17 protein-coding genes are annotated in these 23645 nt (G+C 69.5%); 12 read left to right on the top strand and 5 right to left on the bottom strand.

Features of this window, described 5'->3' with window-relative positions; translation table 11 throughout:
• Nucleotides 1-117: 117 nt before the first annotated feature.
• Nucleotides 118-453 (top strand): ArsR/SmtB family transcription factor, encoded by a 336-nt coding sequence (locus ACWC9R_RS15260; RefSeq protein WP_450731833.1) that lies wholly within the window; start codon nucleotides 118-120, stop codon nucleotides 451-453.
• Between the two features lie 403 nt (nucleotides 454-856).
• Here ACWC9R_RS15260 and ACWC9R_RS15255 read toward each other — a convergent pair whose 3' ends face one another.
• Nucleotides 857-1399: a GNAT family N-acetyltransferase gene (locus tag ACWC9R_RS15255; RefSeq protein ID WP_450731832.1), complete on the bottom strand. Its 543-nt coding sequence runs from the start codon at nucleotides 1397-1399 to the stop codon at nucleotides 857-859.
• Nucleotides 1400-1892: 493 nt separating this feature from the next.
• On the opposite strand from ACWC9R_RS15255, the gene ACWC9R_RS15250 reads away from it, so the two are divergent.
• The 6 genes from ACWC9R_RS15250 to ACWC9R_RS15225 all read left to right on the top strand — a co-directional run bounded on the left by ACWC9R_RS15250 (nucleotide 1893) and on the right by ACWC9R_RS15225 (nucleotide 11159).
• On the top strand, nucleotides 1893-3518 hold the full coding sequence (locus ACWC9R_RS15250) for a class I adenylate-forming enzyme family protein (RefSeq protein ID WP_450731830.1): 1626 nt from the start codon (nucleotides 1893-1895) through the stop codon (nucleotides 3516-3518).
• A 662-nt stretch (nucleotides 3519-4180) separates the two neighbouring features.
• Nucleotides 4181-5953, top strand: a complete 1773-nt coding sequence (locus ACWC9R_RS15245; RefSeq protein WP_450731828.1) for a hypothetical protein — start codon at nucleotides 4181-4183, stop codon at nucleotides 5951-5953.
• Between the two features lie 321 nt (nucleotides 5954-6274).
• Complete coding sequence (locus ACWC9R_RS15240) at nucleotides 6275-7108, top strand: DUF429 domain-containing protein (protein WP_450731826.1); 834 nt, start codon at nucleotides 6275-6277, stop codon at nucleotides 7106-7108.
• Between the two features lie 564 nt (nucleotides 7109-7672).
• The gene (locus ACWC9R_RS15235; protein WP_450731824.1) at nucleotides 7673-8998 is read left to right on the top strand and encodes an eCIS core domain-containing protein; all 1326 of its coding nucleotides are present in this window, start codon (nucleotides 7673-7675) and stop codon (nucleotides 8996-8998) included.
• A gap of 333 nt (nucleotides 8999-9331) precedes the next feature.
• Nucleotides 9332-10162, top strand: a complete 831-nt coding sequence (locus tag ACWC9R_RS15230; RefSeq protein WP_450731822.1) for a DUF998 domain-containing protein — start codon at nucleotides 9332-9334, stop codon at nucleotides 10160-10162.
• 109 nt (nucleotides 10163-10271) lie between these two features.
• Nucleotides 10272-11159 (top strand): DMT family transporter, encoded by an 888-nt coding sequence (locus tag ACWC9R_RS15225; protein ID WP_450731820.1) that lies wholly within the window; start codon nucleotides 10272-10274, stop codon nucleotides 11157-11159.
• A 110-nt stretch (nucleotides 11160-11269) separates the two neighbouring features.
• On the opposite strand, the gene ACWC9R_RS15220 is transcribed toward ACWC9R_RS15225, so the two are convergent.
• On the bottom strand, nucleotides 11270-11686 hold the full coding sequence (locus tag ACWC9R_RS15220) for a Fur family transcriptional regulator (protein ID WP_362613220.1): 417 nt from the start codon (nucleotides 11684-11686) through the stop codon (nucleotides 11270-11272).
• A gap of 869 nt (nucleotides 11687-12555) precedes the next feature.
• Between ACWC9R_RS15220 and katG the strand changes: the two genes are divergently transcribed.
• Complete coding sequence (katG, locus tag ACWC9R_RS15215) at nucleotides 12556-14787, top strand: catalase/peroxidase HPI (RefSeq protein ID WP_450731818.1); 2232 nt, start codon at nucleotides 12556-12558, stop codon at nucleotides 14785-14787.
• A 214-nt stretch (nucleotides 14788-15001) separates the two neighbouring features.
• Here the strand turns inward: katG and ACWC9R_RS15210 are convergent, their stop codons facing one another.
• The gene (locus ACWC9R_RS15210) at nucleotides 15002-15907 is read right to left on the bottom strand and encodes an EamA family transporter (RefSeq protein WP_450731817.1); all 906 of its coding nucleotides are present in this window, start codon (nucleotides 15905-15907) and stop codon (nucleotides 15002-15004) included.
• A gap of 105 nt (nucleotides 15908-16012) precedes the next feature.
• Between ACWC9R_RS15210 and ACWC9R_RS15205 the strand changes: the two genes are divergently transcribed.
• Nucleotides 16013-16984 carry a LysR family transcriptional regulator gene (locus ACWC9R_RS15205; RefSeq protein ID WP_450731815.1) on the top strand — a complete coding sequence of 324 codons (972 nt, stop codon included), beginning with the start codon at nucleotides 16013-16015 and terminating at the stop codon, nucleotides 16982-16984.
• A 31-nt stretch (nucleotides 16985-17015) separates the two neighbouring features.
• Here ACWC9R_RS15205 and ACWC9R_RS15200 read toward each other — a convergent pair whose 3' ends face one another.
• On the bottom strand, nucleotides 17016-19175 hold the full coding sequence (locus ACWC9R_RS15200; protein WP_450731813.1) for a SpoIIE family protein phosphatase: 2160 nt from the start codon (nucleotides 19173-19175) through the stop codon (nucleotides 17016-17018).
• Between the two features lie 299 nt (nucleotides 19176-19474).
• Entirely contained in the window at nucleotides 19475-19846 is a 372-nt protein-coding gene (locus tag ACWC9R_RS15195; protein WP_450731811.1) for a nuclear transport factor 2 family protein, read from the bottom strand.
• A gap of 324 nt (nucleotides 19847-20170) precedes the next feature.
• Between ACWC9R_RS15195 and ACWC9R_RS15190 the strand changes: the two genes are divergently transcribed.
• From ACWC9R_RS15190 to ACWC9R_RS15180, 3 genes are all read left to right on the top strand, one after another.
• Nucleotides 20171-20545 (top strand): helix-turn-helix transcriptional regulator, encoded by a 375-nt coding sequence (locus tag ACWC9R_RS15190; RefSeq protein ID WP_450731877.1) that lies wholly within the window; start codon nucleotides 20171-20173, stop codon nucleotides 20543-20545.
• 10 nt (nucleotides 20546-20555) lie between these two features.
• A complete protein-coding gene (locus ACWC9R_RS15185) occupies nucleotides 20556-20966 on the top strand; it encodes a VOC family protein (RefSeq protein ID WP_450731810.1) in 411 nt (136 codons plus the stop codon).
• A 239-nt stretch (nucleotides 20967-21205) separates the two neighbouring features.
• A complete protein-coding gene (locus tag ACWC9R_RS15180) occupies nucleotides 21206-23596 on the top strand; it encodes an ATP-binding cassette domain-containing protein (protein WP_450731809.1) in 2391 nt (796 codons plus the stop codon).
• Nucleotides 23597-23645: the final 49 nt, after the last annotated feature.

The following is a 23645-nucleotide window of genomic DNA, read 5'->3' as shown; positions in this document are numbered from 1 at the left end:
CCGACGACGTCAACTGTCGGCCCAACGGGGGATGTTCAGCCGGAATCGAACATGAGCAATGTATGATGGGGATCGAACATTCAGCAAGCAAGTGCGGGCCGCGGAGGGGGCTGAGGGATGCCGGAGCAGGCTGGAGCCGCAGGACACCGACCGGCCCCCGTGCACACCCACCCCGACGACGTCCCCCTGCTCACCGCCCTGTCCGCGCTCGCGGACCCGGTGCGCATGCATCTGATCCGCACTCTGGCGGACCACCCCGACTGGACGCTCAGCTGCAGCAACTTCGACGTATCCGTCGGCAGAGCCGCCAAGAGCCACCACTTCTCCGTCCTGCGCGACGCCGGCCTCGTCGAACAGCGCGACCAGGGCACCAAACGGCTCAACCGCCTGCGCCGCGAAGAGTTCGACACTCGCTTTCCTGGCCTCCTCGACCTGGCCCTCCGTGCCGACTAGAGCCTGTCCGGTGGGCCGCATGCCCCGTCTCAGCGTCAGGCCGGGAGGAGCTTCGTCCCGGCCGACCATTTCGGCCTGGAAGCGCGGTGCGCGGGAGCGGGTGCCTGCAGCGTGCTGATGGGCCGACGGGAGGTGGAGTCCACGCTCACCGTGCTCCAGAACGATCCGCCCTTCCACGTCGACGTCGGCCTGGATAGCCAGCCCGCAGAATCCTCTCCCACGTGCCATCCGTCGACCACCTGCGGCGCAACGTCGACTGTCCGGACAGATCGGCCGCGAGGCCCTGCGCTGCCTGCTATTGCGCCGCGGGGTTACCTACCAGCGCACCAAGACTCCGCAGCGAGAGCGGCATCCGCTAGGGCAGCCGCCCACTCCAGGCAGCGGCCTGACGTATGGCGGAGGATCAGATATCGCCCTGGACCAGGGCGTGCAGGTGCTCGTCGTGCCATCCGTCCGCGTGCAGGAGTGCGCTGCGCATGGTGCCTTCGAGGGAGTATCCGGCCTTGTCCGCTACCCGGCAGGATGCCGGGTTGGCCACCGAGTGACACAGCCGCAGGCGATGCAGGCCGAGGTCGTTCAGGGCCCACTCGCTGACGCGTTTCGTGGCCTCGGCCACCACGCCGCCCCCGCGAGCTGAGGGGAGGAGCCAGTAGACGATTTCGGCGCTGCCGCCGGCGAGGTCGAAGTCGCTCCATCCGATCAGTCCCAGGACTTCGCCCTCTGATCGCGCGATGCCCCAGATCGCGCTCAGTTCGGCCCGCCACCGCTCGTGCATGCGTTCAATCCGTCGGCTCGCGTCCTGCGGCGTCTCCACCGTAAGGCGGTTCCACTGGCGCACCCCGGGATCTTGGCTAGCAGTCACCAAGACATCGGCGTCAGAGAGGCGCCAGGGACGCAGCTCCAGGCCGTTTGGAAGGCCGAGCACCGGCTGGTTCATCTTGGCCATCCGGCCTGCGGGAACGACTGCCGGGATGGGCGATCTGGAGACCATCCCGGCATCCTGCCACAACCATTACTCGCGAATCCGTCACTCCGTATCCGACCACCAACTCGTCGAACCTATACGGTCACAACGCAACTAGCGCGTTTCTTGACTCGTGATCAATGGGCTTGGAGAAGGCCACTGATGACGAATCAGTCCCGTCCTAGGGACGATTCCGGTCATGGGTAGGGCACACCCCGCAGGGCAGCGGCCCGTGGTTCGCGTCGCGCGTCGGCCCGTCGGTCTCCGTGCGAAGGCCGGACTGCTGGGCCACACGACGGGGAGCGTTTTCCCGCCATGATGACGGGCGTTACGGGCGCTCTCCCAAGCGTTCAACTGACCTGCGCATACCCACCTTTCATCACGGCGTGGGCATGGGCATGATACTCCGCCAGCTGGTGGCCGAAGGTGGCCCCCGTCAGGACATGGCTTCTGAGCAGCATGTTTGGATGTGTTGGTGATTGTTAACGCACAGGAAACATCTGAGCTGCGGACCTATTTGGACCGCATTCTGGAGCACTGGAACAAGGATGAGGACGCCGAGGCGCTCGTCCAGGGAGCGCAGCGGCTGACCAGGGGGGAGGCTCGGCGGCAGCTGTTCAGGTTGGGGCATGCGCTGCGCGGGCAGGGGCTCGCGCCCGGCGACGGAGTGGGGCTGTTCCTGGCCAACCGTGTGGACTCCGTCCTGGTGCAGCTCGCCGTCCATCTCATCGGCTGCCGCGTCGTGTTCCTGCCGCCCGAGCCGGGGCCCGGCGAGCTCGCCGCGCTGGTCGAGCAGTCCCGGGCGCGCGCCGTGGTCACCGACCCGCTCTTCGCGCAACGGGCCGCCGACGCGGCCGGCCGCAGCGTCCACTCCCCCGTACTGCTCAGCCTCGGGCCCTGTGAGCAGCAGTGCACAGACCTGCTGGCCGTGGCGGCCGAGTGCCCGGACGTGCGCCCCGACGGCGTGCCCGCCCCGGGTGCGGACGAAGCCGTCACCGTCCTCTACACCGGCGGAACCCTGGGCCGCCCCAAGCTCGCCGCGCACAGCCACCGGCTCTACGACATGCTGGTGGACCTGGTGGAAGACGACCCGGAGAACTCCGGTTCCGCGTTCTTCCCGGCCATGGACCAGGGCACGGACAGGGTGCTCGCCGCCACACTGCTCACGCACGGCAGCGGCCACCTCACCTCGCTCCAGGCTCTGGTGACGGGGTCCACCCTCGTCGTGCTGCCCGAGTTCGAAGCGGGCGCGGCGCTGACGGTGCTGCGCGAGGAGCGGATCACCGCCACCATGTTCGTACCGCCCATGCTGTACGCGGTTCTCGACCACCCGGAGTGCGAGCCGGGCGCCCTGCCCGCCCTCCGGCGGATCGTCGTCGGCGGCGCGGCCACGTCACCCAGTCGGCTGCAGCAGGCGGTCGAGGTGTTCGGGCCCGTGCTCAGCCAGGGCTACGGGCAGTCGGAGGCGCTCGGTATCACCGCGTTCGGCGCGGATCTCGCCTCGGAGGGAGCCGGGCGCCCCGAGCTCTGGCGCAGCTGCGGTCGCGCGATATCCGACGTCGAGATCGAGATCCGTGCTGAAGACAGCACGGAGGCACTGCCCGTCAGGCAGGTCGGCGAGGTGTGTGTCCGTGGTGAGACGGTGATGCTCGGCTACTACGAGGACCCGGAGCGCACCGCGGCGGCGCTGCAGGACGGCTGGCTGCGCACCGGCGACATGGGCTATCTCGACGCTGAGGGATACCTCTATCTCGTCGACCGGGCCAAGGACATCATCGTCACCGGCAGCACCAGCGACAACGTCTACTCCCGGGTTCTGGAGGACTTCCTGCTCACGCTGCCCGGTGTGCGCAACGCGGCGGCGCTGGGGGTGCCGGACGAGGAGTACGGGGAGGCCGTACAGATCTTCCTGGCCACGGCCGAGGGCGGCGCCGGCGTCGACCCGGAGGCGGTCAGCGCGGCGGTGACCGCCGAGTTGGGAGAGTTGTACACGCCCTGGAAGACGGTGCTGCTGGACCAGCTGCCGACGACCAAGGTCGGCAAGGTGGACAAGAAGGCACTGCGCGCCGCGTGGACGAGCGGGGCCGTGGGCACTCCGTAGGCTCCGTTGATGGGGAGCACGCTCGCTGTTGTGGAGCAACCCGGCCGATGCGGGGTCAAGTGGCGTCGGGAAGACGTTGTCTTTGTGGCACGCACCTCGGCTGCCGGCCGCCCATTCCCCTGAGAGAGGGCGGAAGTGCGGCGCTGCTGTCCTCTGGGGCCCGGCCCTCTCGGGGGCGGGGAGGTCGCAGGCGAAGGCGTTCACGAGTTGCCGGTCGGGCCTTGGGGCTCACGGCTCACCGGTAACTCGGCGTTCGGAGGGCACTCGGGTCCCACGCCCGGCTCGGCGAGGCGGTGGTGCTGTGACGATCAGGTCTCAGTGGAGCCTCCGCCAGCCGATACACGGCATGCCTGCGCCGCGGTTCTTTACCGGGGCACAGGCATGTAGTGGGTTTCGGGGACAGGCGAAGGAACTGGGACTCGCGGGTCGGAAGGACGGCTGGCTCAAGTACGGCCGGGGCACGGGGCCGCGAGCGGGCAACACTGACGACATCACGGGCGAACAGTCGAGACGATCACCGAGTGGAAGCCGCCGGCGAATGGCGGCCAGTCCGGGATCAGCCCGGCGGATTCGGGCCCCTCCGCAACGCTTCGAGCCATAGACTTTCGCAGTGAACGCCGACGACGTCAGGCCGTTGCGCGCCCCTGCGAAATGGAGATCGCATGCAGGACTCTTCGGACTCGATGGAGACTGCCGAGCCTGAGGAAGACGGCCAGCGTGATACCGCCGACTCGCCTGTCATGAACGATCCGACGCCCCACTCGGACGTCGATTCAACGACGGCATCGATGGTCCTGGCGGAGGTACTCCCAGGGATTGCTGTCGTCTTCGGTGAGGTCCCGGCGGAACTCAAGCTCGATGTGGTCGACTTGGGGCTCGTGCCGGCCACCGACCGCAAGGAGCTCTCCGCAGTCCTCGCCTCGATCGGAAACACGGCGACCGTGGCCGGCAACCTCGGAAACGCGTTCGCCAGTGTGCAGGGGCTGTACAGGATCAGCGACGCGACACAGGCCCTGCTGAAGGCCGGTGGAACGTTCGCGGTCAAGGATGGCGCGAACCTCGGAGCGGTGTTCTCCTCCAGTGGCCGCCTCGTTGCTCAGGGCCGCTTCATCCCGGTGACTGCGGTAAGCGCGGCGCAGACCGCGGCGGCGATCGGGCCGGCGCTGGCCATGGTCGCCCTGCAGATGCAGCTGAGTGAGGTCACAGGCCTTGTCAGGACCAACATCGCGCTGACAAGCCAGGTACTCACGACGATCCGCCACGGGCAGTGGGCGGAGCTGACGGCGCTTGTGGCCACCGTCGATCAGGTCGTTGACCAGGCGCGAGAGATCGGATCGGTCCCGACGTCGCTGTGGGACACCATCGCGACCAAGAAGGCGGAACTGCGTAAGCAGCTTGACCTGTACCGGCTGAACGTCGACAGGCACATCCTGCAGATCCATCGGGGCGACACTCATGGCCGCCGTGAGTATCTCGAGACGAACGCCGAGGCAATCGTCTTCGACGCGAACGCCCTGCTGTCCTCCGTCAAGGCATGGACCGGATATCAGGCGCTCCACGCCGCGCGGGCGAGAACCGCCGGCCCCGAAGACGCCGACGAGGCCCGGCTCGTCGACGCCATTGCGCGCGACACCGGCAAGGAACTCGACTCCGCTCTCGCCGAGACGACGAGCCTCGTCGACTCTCTGACACGGGAACTACGCATCATCGCCGAGCTCCCCGGACGCGACACACTGTCACTCCCGGGGAAGCGGCGGGACTCGATGGCAGCCCGCCAAACCTCCGCCCGGCTCCTGGAGGCAATCGAGCCTCTCGCCGATGCTCTCCATCCGCCGGTGCCTCCGCTCGATGCTCCGGACGTCGTCTGCGCACCCAATTCGCTGGATCTCGATCCGTACCTTCGGGTCCTGCGATGGTTCCTCAAGGATGGTGAGGCCCTACGTGTCCTGGGCTTCACCGATCAGCTCGACGCGCTCGGTCCCCTTTCTGCGCTCTTCAGCGGAGCGAAGGAGAAGTTGGCGGCAGCGAGGGACAAGGCGGCGGCAAAGACACTGGTCGCCGTGACGGATCGCCGCATCATCACGGCCAGGACGAACGCGTTCCTCGAACAAGGCGAGATCCGTCAGGACATTCCGATTGACCGGGTGCGATACGTCCGGGCAGCCACCACACAGGGCGGAGGCGAGCGCCTGGCGATCGACCTCATCACGCGTGACGAGAACATCCGGTGGCTCTTCCACGCTGACATCGGCACCACTCAGGTGGACGCGCTTGCCGCTGTGCTTGCCGAGTCGATGACGATCCCGGACGTGGAACGCGATGAGCTGCAACGGCGGCGCCACACCCCCATCGAGGCGGGCAGGAAGGGCGAGAGTACGGGCACGAGGTCTACGGAACCGGCTGGCTCCGAGGCCACGGCCTGCGATGCCCAGTAGGCCTGGATCGAGCCAGTTGGCCAATGCGGGCTCCGCGTTGTCCTTGTTGTCCTTCGAGTGCGCACCGTTGCACGGCTGCGGGACGAGCTGAGGACTTCGCGCCGCTCCTGCCCGCGAACCCGTTGCTACGGGACCTCCGGGCGCATGCTCGGCGCGATGCTGTCCCAAGGGGGCTGGGTCTGTCTTCAGCCCACGGGTGCCACCGCGCAATAGCGGTGCGCGCTACGCACCGTGAACGTCTGTCCTCACCTGTGACGGCCCCGATCGGCGAAGTAGGGGACCTGGCCATGTCAGTGGTCGGTTCTCTGGTACTACCGAGGCATGGGGATTGAGCGGTTCATCGGCATCGACCTCGCCTGGGCGCAGGGCGGAGCCCGAGCCAAGCCCAACGAGACCGGCGTGGCCGCCATCGACGGTCGCGGCGTGGTGGTTGACTGCGGCTGGACCTCGGGGCTCGAAGAGACGATGGCGTGGCTTGCCAAGGCGACCGCTGGCAGATCGGCCCTGACCTTTGTCGACGCGCCACTGGTCGTCGACAATCCGGTCGGCCAGCGGCCGTGTGAGCGGGAAGTCGGTCAGCGGTACGGCCGGTGGAAGGTGAGCGCGAACAGCACCAACCAGAACTCTCCCCGCCGGGCCGGAGTGCTGTTGAGGGCGTTGCTGCAGGAGTCCGGCTGGACCTACGACGACGGCAGGGGCGGACCGCCGACGGGCGGGAAGGTGGTCTCCGAGTGCTACCCGTATACGACCTTGGTCGGCGCGTCCGAGCTGGGTTACGACCAGGAACGCCCCGCCTACAAGCGCCGGCCCACGCGAGTGCCGACGGCGCAGTGGCGAGCGGTCCGGGCGGAGGAGTGCGACAGGCTGATCGTGCGTATGGCGGGCCTGGCCACCGCCGATCCACCCCTCCTGCTCTCCTCCCACGCGGTGTCCCGCCGGCTACTGAACGAGCCCTCACCTCAGGTTGCAGCCGACTACAAGCATCGCGAAGACCTCATCGACGCACTGCTCTGTGCATGGACAGCCGCACTGTGGTCCCGGCATGGACCGGCGCGCTGCCAAGTCCTGGGAGCGGACAGCCTCCTACCCCTCGGATCTGCTCCCACCATCATCGCGCCTGCCCGCCCGGAGCAGATGCGCCGCGGGGCGAGCTGAACCGAAGGGACACGGCCGTTCAGCGGTGCGGCGTGCATGGTGTTCTGGTCGTGATCGGTGCCCTTCCCTCGTCACGTGGCCTCTGCGAACAACCGCTGACCAGTGCGGGAGCGGGTCCACGGCGCAGGTCCGCACGACCTCACAGAAGGCCTGGTGCGTCGGCCGGCTATGCGGGCGCCCGCCCCCGAGGCGGGGCATGGGGCGTGGGCGCCGGGACACCAGGTCGTGCCCCCGGGGTTGCCCCTACGGACCTTCCGGCCGAACCGGCGCGGGGATAGGCATGCAGAAACCCTGAAGGAGGTCCTCGTGCGCGCCAGGAAAACAACCGAAAAGCCCCCCGGCCAGCGTCGTGCGCCCGACGCACAGCGGCAGACGGCGTCCCCGGCGGGCCCCCGGGGCGGGGCGTTGTCTCCTGAGGCGCTCGCGGCCGTGCAGCGAAGCGCCGGGAACGCGGCAGCAGCGCGCCTCGTTGAGGAGCAGCGGGCCGCCGCCGGACCTGCGGACGCACACGCCGAACATGCGGAGCATGCAGGGCACGCCGAGCATGCGGGGCAGGAGTGCGCGGTGCAGCGGAGTGCCGCCGATGAGGTGGGCTCGGTGGTGCGGTCCGCGGGGAGTCGTCTGGCGCCCTCTCTGCAGCGGGAGATGGAAACCCGCTTCGGGGGCGAGGACTTCTCCGACGTCACGGTCCACACCGGCGCCGCCGCCCGCCGCTCGGCCGACGCGGTCGGGGCCGAGGCGTACACCACGGCGACCAACCACATCGTCTTCCGCGCGGGCATCGCCAAGAAGACCCTCGCCCACGAGCTGGAGCACGTCAGGCAGCAGCGTGGTGGGCAGGTGGCCGGCACCGAGACCGGTGGCGGGCTGCGCGTCAGCGACCCCGCCGACCGCTTTGAGAAGTCGGCCGAGCGCACGGCGGACGAGGTGATGCGGGGCGGGGCACACACCCACCAGGCCACGACGCAGGACCCGACGAGCACAGCGCACGCGGCGAGCGGAGCGAGTGGGGCGGAGACGGCGCAGCGCTCGACCCACCCGGCAGCCGGGGCCTCGGTGCAGCGCATGGCCAAACCGAAGAAGGGCAAGAAGGCCGCGCAGGAATCCGACACGGCCGCCCCCTCCCAGGCCCCGGCCAAGAGCGAGTTCGAGCAGATCGTCGAGTACTTCTCCGGAATCAGTGAGGAGTTCAAGGCGAAGCGGCCGAACGAGCAGGAGTACATCCTGGAGCAGATCGGGGTCAACCCCACCGAAGACCTCTTCACGCTGGCCGACATCAAGAACGACCCGCAGATGGTGGTCGAATTCGTCGAGGCGATGGGCAACACCAAGCACGAGGCGGGCTACTCGGGCACGGGCGGCGGCAGCAGCGACTGGGCGGCGAGCGCGGTGACGGCGGCACACAAGCAGATGCGCCAAGACCATCCGCACTGGGGCGACAACACCACCCTCCATCACAAGATCTCCCGCAACACGCTCAACGACATCCTCAGGGCGGCCGAACAGGACCGGGCCGCGGCACAACCGCTGTTCGACTTCCTCAAGGAGGTCAAGGAGTACCTGCGTTCCACGGCCGGGGACAAGAAGGCGTTCCACAACATGCCAGCGAACCTGGAGATGGGCCCGCTCAGCGAGATGCGCCGCGGCGACCCGGGCTCCGGCACCGACTTCAACCACACCCCGTCCGGCGCCATGACACCACGCTCGAACGAACTCAACGAGGCACTCAGCCTGGCCAACCGCTCCACCGTCGACTGGAACGCCGTCGCCGACAAACTCCGGGAAGCCCAGCACCTCCACCAGACCCAATACGGCGGCGCCATCCTCTCCCCACCCGACATCGAACGCTGGGAGCGACTGGGCGACAAGTGGAAGAAGACCTCCGACTGACGGCCGACGACGCCGTCCTGACGGCCCGGCAACGGGCCGGCGTACCGAGGACACCGGGACGCCGCGAGGCCGAGGCGCTGCACAAACTCTGAAAGGCCGACCACCAGGGTGAAGGGCGGCGTGTGAACGGAAGGGTGCGCGGCGGCCCTGTCTCCCTGTGGTGAGTGGCAGAGACAGGGCCGACCGAGGCGCGCAGCCAAGCCCATCGGGTGCCGCAAGCCCGGTCGGGCCAGTCGGGCCACGCTCGGCGCACAGCTCGGAATGCCCCATGCTGGGCGGTAAATGGTGAATGGTGGGTGCGTCACACGCGACACCACACGAACAGGACACTCCGTGCCCCACGTCACCAGCCCCGCCCGCGTACGCCTCGGGCAGCGCAGCGCGTCACGGGAAGGCCGGGCCGCGCTCATGCTGGCGGCAGCAGCGGTGCTGTACAACAGCTGGGTCCTCGAGCTCGTCCTGCCCACCGGGCTGGACCCGAGGCACTCCTACGTCAGCGAGCTCTACGCGGCCGACCAGCCCTTCCGCGTGCTGTTCGGCAGCATCGAGGCCGCCTGCGCGGCGCTCGTGATGGTGGCAGCACTCCTCGCAGGCCGCCGCTGCCCCGGTGGACGCTGGGCCCGCGCCGGCTGGGCCTCGGTCCTGGCCCTGGGCATGTCGTCCTGGGGCGACGTCATGCTGCCCATGCGCTGCGCGCCCTCCGTGGAGTGGGGCTGCGATGCCGTACACCCCTGGCACACCGCCACCAGCGCACTGGCCCACCTCTTCCTCTTCGCCTCCATGGTCTTCTTTTCCGTGGCGAGCGCGGTCGGCCACCCTCGCCTCCCTCTGATCCGCCGCTGGGGCGTACGGGTGCTGACCGCCGCGATGACGACCGCGGTCAGTACCGTCGGCCCCCTGCTCGGCCACCCGGGCTGGCACGGCGTCCCGCAGCGGGCACACCTGCTGCTGGTGGGCGTGTGGTTCGCGCTGCTCGCCACGGAACTGACACCCCCCGAGGCGACGGCAAGCCCAGGCGGCTCCCGTCACGGTGAACGACACCTGGAGCGGCGGCTACGGGAAGGGCCGGATACGGCGCCCTCCCCGAGGCCTCGTCACGCCGAACGGCTCCCCGGGAGGTGGCTCCTGAAGGTGCGGCAGATGAGACCCCGGCCAAGGGAATGATCCCGCTGTTCGTGTGACGCTCTCCCCCGCGCGGTGGTGCGCTCGCGGCGCGCCCGGCTCCTCTGCCACCGTGGCGGTCGGTATCCGACGCGCCGACCGGAGGGCGCCCGTGGCAACCGTGCTCTCCGCACTCTTTGCACTCCTGGCAGCCCTCGGCAACGCCACCGGAACAGTGCTCCAGCGCACCGGAGCACGCAGCGTCCCCCCGGGCGACGCCTTCAGCACCCGGCTGGTCCGGCACCTCCTGCACCACCCCGCCTGGCTCGGCGGGATCGCCGTCATCGTCGTGGCCGCCGCATGCCAGGCCCTCGCCCTCACCTACGGACCGTTGTCCCTGGTCCAGCCCATCCTGGTCACCGAACTGCCCCTCACCCTCCTGATCGCCTGCATGCTCTCCCGGCGGCGGCTGCCCCCAGCCGGCTGGACCGCCTCGGTCACCGTCGCCGGCGGACTCGCCCTCACCCTCGTCGCAGCCGCGCCAACAGGCAGCAACCTCGAAGTCCCCGCCCGCACATGGGTCCTGACCCTGCTGGCCACCGCACTGGTCACCTCCCTGTGTGTGCTGGCCGCCCTCCGCCAACCACGGGGAAAGGCACGAGCCGCCCTGTTCGGCTCCGCGTCCGCCATCGGCTACGCCCTGACCGCCACCCTCATGAAATCCGCGACCCACACCTTCGACCAGCACGGCGCGGTCGCCTTCCTCACCAGCTGGCAGACCTACGCCTTCCTCGCAACCGGCGCCTACGCCCTCTTCCTGCTGGCCAACGCCATGGAATCCGGCCCCCTCATCGCCTCCCAACCCGCCCTCACCCTCGGCGAAGGACTGGTCAGCGTGGCCTTCGGCATCCTCGTCTACGGAGAACACATCCGCACCGGAACCTGGCTCATCCCAGAACTCGCCGGAGCAGCCCTCATCACCTGGGGCACACTCACCCTCGCCAAGCTCGACACCGACACCGACACCGACACCGACACTGGTACCACTCCCCCACCCTGAACTCGCCGACTGATACAGCCTGGTGGTCTACGTCGACGCTCCTCGCCGGGAATACATGCGGCGGCTCGGCGAACGCGGGCACGACCACGGGCCGGCCCCCGCGGACCGGCTCAAGCACCAGCGCAATCAGGGCACAGCCCCCGATACGTCACCTCTGCCTCGGAGACGGTGAAGCCGAAGCGCTCGGAGTCGGGCAGGTCGGCCAGGGGGTCGCCGTCGGGGTGGACGTCGCGGATGGTGCCGCAGTGTGAGCAGAGGAGGTGCTGGTGGGGGCGGTGGGCGTTGGGGTCGTAGCGTTTGGCGCGGCTGTCGGTGGCCACCTCGGTCACCTCGCCGAGCGCGACCAGTTCGCCGAGGGTGTTGTAGACGGTCGCGCGGGAGATCTCCGGTAGTCGTGCCGCGGCGCGGGCGAGGACCTCGTCCGCGGTGAGGTGGATGTGTTCGCCGTCGAGCACCTCGGCGACCACCCGGCGCTGGGCGGTCATCCGCCAGCCACGTCCGCGAAGCCGGGCCAGCAGGTCACTCATGCCCACCACCTCACCGTGCATCGTCCGTCGAATGAATCCGTACGGGTCTGGCTGTTGTATTGACTTGGATTTCGTCCATCGTAGGATCGGTTCTGGCGGCAGCCAAGGGACAGGACGACAGCAGGGACGATGCCGTGACGGTTCAGGAGACGGGTCCGCTCACCACCGCATCCGGTGCCCTGGTCGCGGATCATCAGACAGGCGAGCAGGCGGGTGTCGGCGGCCCGGCCCTGCGCCAGGAGCAGGTTCTGCTCGCGGCCCTTGCCCACTCCCACCGCGAGCGCGTCGGCCGGGTGGACGACGTCCGTGCCTTGATGACTGCCGCTTTGATGCCACAGGGCGTCCGGTCGATGGCGGAGGGTGTTCGCCGCGGGCGCGGCCGCAGCCCCTCTCGCTCCCTTCGATCTGCCTGTGCCGCGTATAACCTGCGTATCGCCGACGGCCAGTCCGCTGATGCCATGCCCTGGCGTGCCGTGCAGGCCGCGCGTACGACCGCCCTCCCACCCGCTCGTGCCGTACCCCGGCGTACCGAGCGCACTGCCCCTTACCGAACCGCTCATGCCCTGCGTGGGAGCCTCCGGGCGCTCACCTCGGCGGGGACCATCCTGATACCTGGCCGGCCGGCTCTGCGGCCGCCCGGTCCGGGAGACCGGGACGCGTCCATGACAGCCACCACCACACCATGTGCCGGTCGTGCCGCGTCGTCTCCGACGCCGGCCGCGTGGCCGGCGTGGAGCCCCGTCTGACTCATACCACCGCCACGGCTTCCTGCTCGACGAGGCCGAGGACATCTTCCGGGGCCTCTGCCCCGGCTGTTGACCGCCCGCAGTTTCTGAGAACAGTGATCCGCCCAGTTCGGAAGGATTCCCATGTCTGAGAACCACGATGCAGTTGTCACGGACCCCAAGCCCGAAAACGCGGGTGGCTGCCCGGTCGCTCACGGGCGTGCCGCGCACCCGACCCAGGGCGGCGGTAACCGCCAGTGGTGGCCGGAGCGGCTCAATCTCAAGATCCTTGCCAAGAACCCCGCCGTGGCCAATCCGCTGGGCGAGGAGTTCGACTATGCCGAGGCGTTCAAGGGCCTTGACCTTCCGACCGTGAAACGGGACATCGGCGAGGTACTGACCACCTCGCAGGACTGGTGGCCGGCGGACTTCGGTCACTACGGCCCGTTCATCATCCGGATGGCGTGGCACAGCGCGGGCACCTACCGGATCAGCGACGGCCGCGGCGGTGCCGGGGCCGGTCAGCAGCGCTTCGCCCCGCTGAACAGCTGGCCGGACAACGCCAACCTCGACAAGGCCCGCCGGCTGCTGTGGCCGGTCAAGAAGAAGTACGGCCAGAGCCTGTCCTGGGCCGACCTGATGGTCCTGGCCGGCAACGTCGCGCTGGAGACGATGGGCTTCAAGACCTTCGGTTTCGGTGGCGGCCGTGAGGACGTCTGGGAGCCGGAGGAGGACGTCTACTGGGGCCCCGAGACCACCTGGCTCGACGACCAGCGCTACACCGGTGACCGGGAGCTGGAGAACCCGCTCGGCGCGGTGCAGATGGGTCTGATCTACGTCAACCCGGAGGGCCCGAACGGCACCCCGGACCCGCTCGCCGCGGCCCGTGACATCCGTGAGACGTTCCGCCGGATGGCGATGAACGACGAGGAGACGGTCGCGCTCGTCGCCGGCGGCCACACCTTCGGCAAGACCCACGGAGCGGGCCCGGCGGACAACGTCGGTCCCGACCCGGAGGCCGCCACGTTCGAGGAGCAGGGCCTGGGCTGGAGGAACGCCTACGGCACCGGCAAGGGCGGCGACACCATCACCAGCGGCCTCGAGGGCATCTGGACGAACACCCCGACGACCTGGGACAACAGCTTCTTCGAGATCCTCTTCGGCTACGAGTGGGAGCTGTTCAAGAGCCCCGCCGGCGCGCACCAGTGGCGGCCGAAGGACGGCGCCGGAGCGGGCACCGTCCCCGACGCCCACGACGCGTCGAAGAGCCACGCCCCCACGATGCTGACCACCGACCTCGCGCTGCGCATCGACCCGGCCTACGAGCAGATCTCGCGTCGCTTCCGGGACGACCCCGAGGCCTTCGCGGACGCCTTCGCCCGCGCCTGGTACAAGCTGACCCACCGCGACATGGGCCCGACCGTGCGCTACCTCGGCCCTGAGGTCCCCGCCGAGAAGCTGCTGTGGCAGGACCCGGTGCCCGCGGTGACGCACCAGCTCGTCAATGCCGGGGACATCGCCTCCCTCAAGAGCCAGATCCTCGGCCTGGACCTGCCGGTGTCCCAGCTGGTCTCCGCGGCATGGGCTTCGGCCTCGACGTTCCGCGGCAGTGACAAGCGCGGCGGCGCCAACGGGGCGCGCATCCGCCTCCAGCCGCAGAACGGCTGGGAGGTCAACAACCCCGACCAGCTGGCGACGGTCCTGCGTGCCCTGGAAGGCATCCAGCAGTCCTTCAACGCCTCGCAGACCGGCGACAAGCAGGTCTCCCTCGCCGACCTGATCGTCCTCGCGGGCGGCGCGGCCGTCGAGCAGGCCGCCAAGAACGCCGGTGTCGACATCGAGGTGCCCTTCACCCCTGGTCGCGCCGACGCGGCCCAGGAGGACACTGACGTGGAGTCGTTCGCCGCCCTGGAGCCGACCGCCGACGGCTTCCGCAACTACGTCAGCAAGGGCAACCGCCTGCCCGCCGAGCACCTCCTGCTCGACAAGGCCAACCTCCTCACGCTCAGCGCCCCCGAGATGACCGTCCTCGTCGGCGGCCTGCGGGTGCTGGACGCCAACCACCAGCAGTCGTCGCGCGGGGTCCTCACCACGACCCCGGGGACCCTGACCAACGACTTCTTCGTCAACCTGCTCGACCTGGGCACGACGTGGCAGGCGACGTCCGAGGGCTCGGACACCTTCGAGGGCCGGGACGCCACCACCGGCGAGGTGAAGTGGACCGGCACCCGTGCCGACCTCGTCTTCGGCTCGAACTCCGAGCTGCGTGCCCTCGCCGAGGTCTACGCCAGCGACGACGCGAAGAAGAAGTTCGTCCACGACTTCGTGGCGGCGTGGGACAAGGTGATGAACCTGGACCGGTTCGACCTCGTCTGAGGCTGTCCGTTGTTGTCTGACGTCGCATGACCTCGTCTGACGACGGCGTCCGGGCCGGCCGGTGTGCACCGGTCGGCCCGGACGTGTGTCACCGATGACACCCACGGCCCGTCGAGGGTGCATCGCGTGAAGCAGGGGCGCGGGATCACCACTCGCTACGAGACGACCGCCGGGCGGCCTTCCCGGACTGCTGACGTTCCGTCGGTTCGGGACCTCAGAGCGCGGCAGCCGTAACGGCCGTTTCATCGCTCTCCGGCACCACGGGTCTCTTCGGACGACGCACCATTCCCACCGCGATGCCCGCGATGACAAGTGCCGTGGCACAGAAAGTCACTGCGGTCATACGCTCGCCCTGGAAAATCCAGGCGGCGGCCAGGCCGAATATCGGGACGAGCAACGAGAACGGGGCAACGGTCGGCGCGTTGTACGTCCGCAGGAGATACCCCCAGGCGGCGAATCCGAACAGGGTCGCGCCCCACGCCACATAGAGCGCGGCGCCCACTCCGGTGAGGTTCAGATGCTGCAGCGCGCGCAGGTCCGCGTCCCAGCCTTCGAAGGGCACGGACAGCAGCGCGAGCGGGATCGGCGGCACGACGCTCACCCAGACCATGAAGCGGAAGGTGTCCGGCGGACCGGCCTTCCGCATCGCGGTGTTGGACAGGCCCCAGCACGCCGCCGCGCCCACGACCAGCAGGAACCCGGCCAGGGTGCCGACCGTCGAGTCCAGACCGGCCAGGACGATGCCCGCCGAGGCGATAGCCATGCCGACGATCTGCACCCGCCTGGCGCGCTCCTTCAGCAGCACCGCCGCGAAGAGCACGGTGAACACCGCCTGGCCCTGGAGCACCAGGGAGGCCAGCCCGGGGGGAAGCCCCGCGTGCATACCGATGAACAGCATCCCGAATTTCATGATGCCGAGCGAGATGCCGACCGCGATGACCCAGCGCCAGGCGACCCTTGGCCGCCCGACGAAGAAGACCGCGGGGAACGCGGCCAGGAGAAAGCGCACCGCGGAGAAGAGAAGCGGCGGAAAGTCGCGCAGCCCGACGTCGATCACAACGAAGTTCACGCCCCATACGGCGGCGACGACCACCGCCAAGGCAACGTGTGCGGGCTTCATGCCAATGACTCCTGGGAACGTGCTGCTTCGGGACGCTCCATCACAACAGTCGCTGTCCGTAAGGACCAGCGAATGTTTCTGAAGGTGGGGGATTAGCATCGCTTCATGTTCGACCTCAACCGCCTGCGCGCCCTGCGTGCCGTGGCCACCCACGGCTCGGTGACGGGTGCGGCCGCCGCGCTGGGCTACACGCCGTCCGCCGTCTCCCAGCAGATCACCAAGCTGGAGCGCGAGGCCGGCTCCCAACTGCTCGACCGGCAGGGCGGCAAGGTGGAGCTCACGCCCGCGGCCTGGCTGCTCGCGGAGGCGACGGACGAGGTCGTGACGGTGCTGGAGCGGACTCGCTCACGCCTGGAGGAACAGCGCGACCAACCCACCGGGCGGCTGATGCTCGCCGCGTTTCCCACGGCCTGCCGTGGCTTCGCCGCCGCCGCCCTCGCCGGCCTCGCCACCCGCCACCACGCGCTGGACTGCAGGCTGGTGGAGGCCGACCCCAACCGCGCCATCAGCCTTGTCGTACGGGGGGAGGCGGATCTCGCGGTGGTGCACGACTGGCACAACACCCCGCTGACGCTGCCCGCGTCACTGTCGGTCGCCGCGCTGGGCGAGGACATCGCCGACGTCGCCCTGCCCGCCGGGCACCCACTCGCCGACCGGGACGTGGTGTACCCGCACGACCTGCGGGAAGAGCGGTGGATCGGGCAGGGCACCGGGGCCATGTGCCATGAGTGGCTGGTGCGTTCCTTCGCCGGCCTCGGTGTCGAGCCGGACATTGCCTATCAGATCGAGGAATACGAGTCCCAAGTGGCGCTCCTGGCCGCGGGGTTGGGCATCACGATGCTGCCCCGACTCGGTCGCGGCACCCTGCCGCCCACCGTCCGAGTCGTCCCGATGCAGCCCGCACCCACCCGTCGGCTTTCGGCCATCTGGCGCTCGCAGGCCGACCGTCGACCGGCTCTTCACGCCGCATTGGCGGCATTGCGCCGGCACTGGGTGGGAGCGGAGCGGATTCCGGCCGACAGCCCCGATAGGCCACAGGAATACCGGTTGAACTCCGCGCCGAATGCCGGGATTTAACGAATACGGCCGGGGCCCTTTCGGCGGGAGGTCAAGCCGCCTGATAGTGAGCGTCGTTCGCCGGGAGGTGTTCCTCTGCCCAGACGATCTTGCCGTCGGTCGTGTATCGGGTGCCCCAGCGGCTGGCCAGCTGCGCTACGAGGAAGAGGCCGCGGCCGCCCTCGTCGGTGGTCCGTGCGTGGCGCATGCGGGGGGAGCTGCTGCTGACGTCGGAGACTTCGCAGATGAGCGCGTCCTGGCGGATCAGGCGCAGCCGGATGTGTCCGTTGCCGTAGCGGACGGCGTTGGTGACGAGTTCGCTGACGATCAGCTCGAAGGGGAAGATCAGACTGTCCAGCCCCCAGGCGGTGAGGCGGTCCGCGGTCAGCGTGCGGGCGTCTGCGACGACTGTCGGGTCGGACGTCAGCTCCCAGGTGGCCACCTGGTCCTCGCCGAGGGCGTGGGTGCGGGCGAGGAGCAGGGCGACGTCGTCGTCGGGGCCGCCGGTGAGCACGTCGTTCAGGACGGTTCCGCAGAGTTCGTCGAGCCGCTTCCCGGGGGAGGCCAGTGCGGTGCGCAGCCGGGTGAGGCCCCGGTCCATGTCCTGGTCGCGGGTCTCTATCAGGCCGTCGGTGTACAGGGCGAGGATGCTGCTGTCGGCGATGTCGAGTTCGGCGGATTCGAAGGGCAGGGCGCCCAGGCCGAGCGGAGGCCCGGCGGGCAGGTCGGGGAAGGTCACCGAGCCGTCCGGGGTGATGACCGCGGCAGGGGGATGGCCGGCGCGCGACATGGTGCACTTGCGGGTGGCCGGGTCGTAGACGGCGTACAGGCAGGTGGCGCCGAGCGCGGCGGGGCTCAGTGACGGGTCGGCGGTCTGTTCCTCGTCGATCAGGCGCAGAACCAGGTCGTCGAGGTGGGCCAGCAACTCGTCCGGAGGGAGGTCCATGTCCGCCAGGGTGCGCACGGTGGTGCGCAGCCGTCCCATGGTGGCTGCGGCGTCGATCCCGTGGCCCACGACGTCTCCGACGACCATGGCCACCCGGGCGCCGGACAGGGGTATCACGTCGCACCAGTCGCCGCCCGCGCCGTCGGAGGCATGGGCCGGCAGGTAGCGCCAGGCGACGTCGAGGGTGCTGCCGCCGGTGAGACTGCGCGGGAGCAGGCTGCGCTGCAGGGCCAGCGCGGTGCTGTGCTGCCGGGTGTAGCGGCGGGCGTTGTCGATGCTCACCGCCGCGCGGGCCACTACTTCTTCGGCGAGGAGCAGGTCGTCCTGCTCGAAGGGATCGCGCAGCTGCCAGCGGATGAATCTGACGACGCCCAGGACATCGCCGAGGGCGAGGATCGGGACGAGTATCAGGGAGCAGAAGCCGAATTCCTGGATCTTCGCGGCTCGGGCGGGGTCTGTCTCGAACCAGCTGATGGTGGAGGCACCCGGCATGGCCTCCAGGCGGGACTGCCCGTCGAGCATGCACTGCATTTCGGGTGAGTGAGGGTGGAAGTCGACGGCCTGCCCGGTCGCCGCGACCGACTCGGGAACGCCTTCGTGGATCGACTGCTGGCCCGCACGGCGCATCTGCGGCGGATGGAGGTGAGCCCCGGAACGCGGGGTGTCGCCGCGTATCACCGACTCCAGGAGGTCGACGGCGACGAAGTCGGCCAGCCGCGGCACGCTGATGTCGGCGAGGGTCTGCGCGGTGTCCATGACGTCCAAGGTGCTGCCGGTCTGCGCTCCGACCTCGTTCAGCAGGGCGAGCCGCTCCCGGGCCCGCCAGCGGTCGGTGACGTCGAGGACGATGAAGGACACGCCCAGCACCCGGTTCGTGGCGCTGTGGAGCCGGAAGACGGACAGCGAGTAGGCGTGCGGCCGGTGTGGGTGTGCCTTCGTCCCGCCGCGCAGGAGGTGGTCGACCAGGGGCCGGCCGGTATCGAGCACGTCCCGGGTGAGCGACTCGATCCCCTCGACATCCAGCCTGAAGTCCAGGAGGGGCAGCACGTCCCGCAGGCGCTTGCCCAACCGCTGGTCACGGGGGACGCCGCCCAGGCGCTCCAGAGCCTCGTTGACCCAGACGAAGCGCAGGTCCCGGTCCAGCACGGCCATGCCGGCCGGCGACAGGGCAAGGATGCGCTCCAGCATCGGCGGGGTCGCATGCCACCACTCGTCGGAGGGCCCCGGGCCGCGGCCCGCTGCACCTGCGCTGTCGGAGGTATCCATGGAGACTGCACCCTCGTCCGTGAGAGGCACTACCTGCCGGGCCCGGCGCGCTCGGCTTCCCTGAGCGTCGGAGTCCCGTCATTCAAGGGTCTCACCGGCCTCCGAAGTCGTCGCTCCGTGTCCGGTCGCTCACCTCATCACATGGGGCGGCACTGCGAGCCGATGAGCACTGGAGCCGAGGGCGGTGCCTGTGCTTACTCTTCGAAGGCACCGCCCTCGGCCTTGCGCGACGTGCAGCCCTGCTTACCCATGGGATATCTGTGCAGGTCAGAGCGCTTCTTCGCCTCTACTTCGGCGTCTTACCGGGTCGGGTCCACGTCCATGAACTGGTGGTCGCTCCGGATGAGGCCGTCCGGGCCGAGGAGGATGAACTCCGTGCCGACGGCCGCGACATCACCGCCGCCGGCGGGCACCATGTGCCAGGTGAGGCGGACGGAGTCGTGGTTCACCTCGTAGTTGTGGATCGTGAAGGCGAATCCCTTCTCGACGAAGTCCTCGTACGCCTCGTGGATGGCCTCGTGGATCTGGCGGTGGCCGCGGTACTCGTCGGTCGCGTTGGCGTAGTAGCCGTCGCTCGCCCAGAGTTCGCCGACGGCCTTCTGGCGGCGGTCGGCATCCACCTCGTTCCACACCTCGGTGTACCGGTCCACGACATCGGCGATGTTGGTCAAGGCACTTACCTTTCCTGAGTGAAACGGGTCGGGTACCCGGCGCGCCGTCCGAGTCGTCGGATGGTGTCGCCAGGAAGCTCCCTGATGCTCACAGCCGGTATCTCGGGTGTCGATTACCTGCGAGGTAATCCGCACCGGGCGCCGATTCCCGGAGATGTGGCGTTCCCGCAGGCCAGAGGCGGCGACGGACGCGGACCGGCTCCCGAACGTCGGCAGCGCTGGGCAACGCCGGTGCGTCATGGCACGCTCGCGTACGTGACCACTCATGCCGCCGCGGCGCAGTATCTGCGCGACCTCGCCCTGCTGCGCCGCGTCCGCGACCGGATGGACCGGGAGTACGCGCAGCCCCTGGACGTCGAGGCGCTCGCCCGCAGCGTGAACATGTCAGCCGGGCACTTCAGCCGGCAGTTCCGGCGGGCCTACGGTGAGTCGCCGTACGGGTACCTGATGACCCGGCGTATCGAGCGGGCGATGGCGCTGCTGCGCCGCGGGGACCTCAGCGTGACCGAGGTCTGCTTCGCGGTCGGCTGCTCGTCGCTGGGCACCTTCAGCAGCCGCTTCACCGAGCTGGTCGGTGTGCCGCCCAGCGTCTACCGGCGCGAGGTGACGCGGGCGACGGCGGGGATGCCGTCGTGTGTCGCGAAACAGGTGACCAGACCGGTCAGGAATCGAGAAGCGCGGCCCCCGGGCCGCGCCTAGCGTGTCGGCCATGGACATCAGCATTCACGCGAGCTTCCTCCCGCACACCGACCCGGACGCCTCGCTCGCCTTCTACCGCGACCTCCTCGGGTTCGAGGTCCGCAACGACGTCGGGTACCAGGGGATGCGCTGGCTCACGGTCGGGCCTCCCGACCAGCCCGGCACCTCCCTCGTCCTGGAGCCGCCGGCCGCCGACCCCGGCATCACCGACGACGAGCGCCGCATCATCGCCGAGATGATGGCCAAGGGCACCTACGCCCGGGTGCTCCTGGCGACCGCCGATCTCGACGGCACCTTCGCGCGGCTGCAGGCCGGCGACACCGAGATCGTCCAGGAGCCCACCGAGCAGCCGTACGGCGTGCGCGACTGCGCCGTACGTGACCCCGCGGGCAACCTGCTCCGCATCCAGGAGCTGCGCTGAGCCGTCCGGGGTCTCGGCCATGAGCCGCACGGGCGGTGTCGTGAACCGCGTCCCCGGGCGCTGCTTCCAGCGCACTCCCCCGCCGTCGCCCGACGCCCCGGACCGCGCCGTCGCGGCCCGGAGTGCGACTGGCCGGGGCGGGGGCGAATCAGGCGCCCTGTGCGAGGCTGGTCAGATCGCGCCGGGCGACACCCGACGGGGGACCGTGTGGGCGGCCCCGTGCAACAGAGGGAGACAGGATGAGCATGGCCCCGAGACCGGACTCGCAGTCGCCCGCGCCGCACGTCGCCGACCGCCACGATCTGATCCGCGTGCACGGTGCGCGGGTGAACAACCTCAAGGACGTCAGCATCGAGCTGCCGAAGCGCCGGCTGACGGTGTTCACCGGTGTCTCCGGGTCGGGCAAGAGCTCGCTGGTGTTCAACACCATCGCCGCGGAGTCGCAGCGGCTGATCAATGAGACCTACAGCGCCTTCGTGCAGGGCTTCATGCCGACGCTGGCGCGGCCCGAGGTCGATGTGCTCGAGGGGCTGACGACCGCGATCATCGTCGACCAGCAGCGGATGGGTGCCGACACCCGCTCCACGGTCGGCACCGCGACCGATGCCAACGCCATGCTGCGCATCCTCTTCAGCCGGCTCGGGCAGCCGCACATCGGCGCGCCCAGCGCGTACGCCTTCAATGTCCCCTCGGTCCGGGCGAGCGGTGCGATCACTGTGGAGCGTGGTGCGAAGAGGACGGTGAAGGCGACCTTCTCCCGCACCGGCGGCATGTGTCCGCGCTGCGAGGGCCGGGGCACCGTCTCCGACATCGACCTGACCCAGCTCTACGACGATTCCAAGTCGCTCGCCGAGGGCGCGTTCACCATCCCCGGCTGGAAGTCGGACAGCTTCTGGACCGTGCGGGTCTATGCCGAGTCGGGCCTGCTCGACCCCGACAAACCGATCCGCAAGTACACCAAGAGGGAGATGCAGGACTTCCTCTACCGGGAGCCGACCAAGGTGAAGGTCGAGGGTGTGAACCTCACCTACGAGGGGCTGATCCCCAAGATCCAGAAGTCGTTCCTGTCCAAGGACAAGGAGGCGATGCAGCCGCACATCCGGGCGTTCGTGGAGCGGGCGGTCACCTTCACCACCTGCCCCGAGTGCGACGGCACCCGGCTCAGTGAGGGGGCCAGGTCGTCGCGGATCGACGGGGTCAGCATCGCCGACGTCTGTGCGATGCAGATCAGTGACCTGGCCGCGTGGGTCGGTGGCCTCGCCGAGCCGTCGGTGGCGCCGCTGCTCACCGCGCTGCGGCGGAGCCTCGACTCGTTCGTGGAGATCGGCCTCGGCTATCTGTCGCTGGACCGCTCGTCGGGCACGCTCTCGGGCGGCGAGGCACAGCGCGTCAAGATGATCCGTCACCTCGGCTCCTCGCTCACCGACACCACCTATGTCTTCGACGAGCCCACCGCGGGCCTGCACCCCCATGACATCCAGCGGATGAACGAACTGCTGCTGCGGCTGCGGGACAAGGGCAACACGGTGCTCGTCGTGGAGCACAAGCCGCAGACGATCGCGATCGCCGACCATGTCGTCGACCTCGGTCCGGGCGCCGGTACGGCGGGCGGCACGGTCTGCTTCGAGGGCACCGTCGAGGGCCTGCGGTCCGGCGGCACCGTCACCGGCCGCCATCTCGACGACCGGGCCGCCCTCAGGGAGTCGGTGCGGAAGCCGGCCGGCGCGCTGGAGATCCGCGGGGCGACGGCGCACAACCTGCGCGAGGTCGATGTCGACATCCCGCTCGGGGTGCTCACCGTGGTCACCGGTGTCGCCGGCTCCGGCAAGAGTTCGCTGGTGCACGGGTCGATCCCGGCCGGTGCGGGTGTGGTGTCGGTCGATCAGAGTCCGATCCGTGGTTCGCGGCGGAGTAATCCGGCGACGTACACCGGGCTGCTCGACCCGATCCGCAAGGCGTTCGCGAAGGCCAACGGGGTGAAGCCGGGGCTGTTCAGCGCGAACTCCGAGGGCGCCTGTGCCACGTGCAACGGCGCCGGGGTCACCTTCACCGATCTGGCGATGATGGCCGGCGTCGCCACCACCTGCGAGGAGTGTGACGGGAAGCGGTTCCAGGCAGCGGTGCTCGACCACCACTTCGGCGGCCGTGACATCAGCGAGGTGCTGGCGATGTCGGTCGCCGAGGCCGAGGAGTTCTTCGGTGACGGCGAGGCGCGCACGCCGGCGGCGCACCGCATCCTGCAGCGGCTGGACGCCGTCGGGCTCGGCTACCTCAGCCTCGGCCAGCCGCTCACCACGCTGTCCGGCGGCGAACGGCAGCGTCTCAAGCTGGCGACGCACATGGCGGAGAAGGGCGGCGTCTACGTCCTCGACGAGCCGACCGCCGGCCTCCATCTCGCCGATGTCGCGCAGCTGCTCGGCCTGCTCGACCAGCTCGTCGACTCCGGCAAGTCGGTCATCGTCGTGGAGCACCACCCTGCGGTCATGGCGCACGCCGACTGGATCATCGACCTGGGTCCCGGCGCCGGCCACGACGGCGGCCGGGTCGTCTTCGAGGGCACTCCCGCCGACCTGGTCGCCGCCCGCTCGACTCTCACCGGCGAGCACCTCGCGGCCTACGTCGGTGCCTGACCGGGGCCTGCACGCCAGCGAGACCGGTACGGGCGGGGTGCTTCGGCGC

It is taken from the genome of Streptomyces sp. NPDC001219 (genome assembly GCF_053597915.1).
Note: the sequence above shows the minus strand (reverse complement) of the source record. Positions and strands in the feature narration are given on the sequence as shown.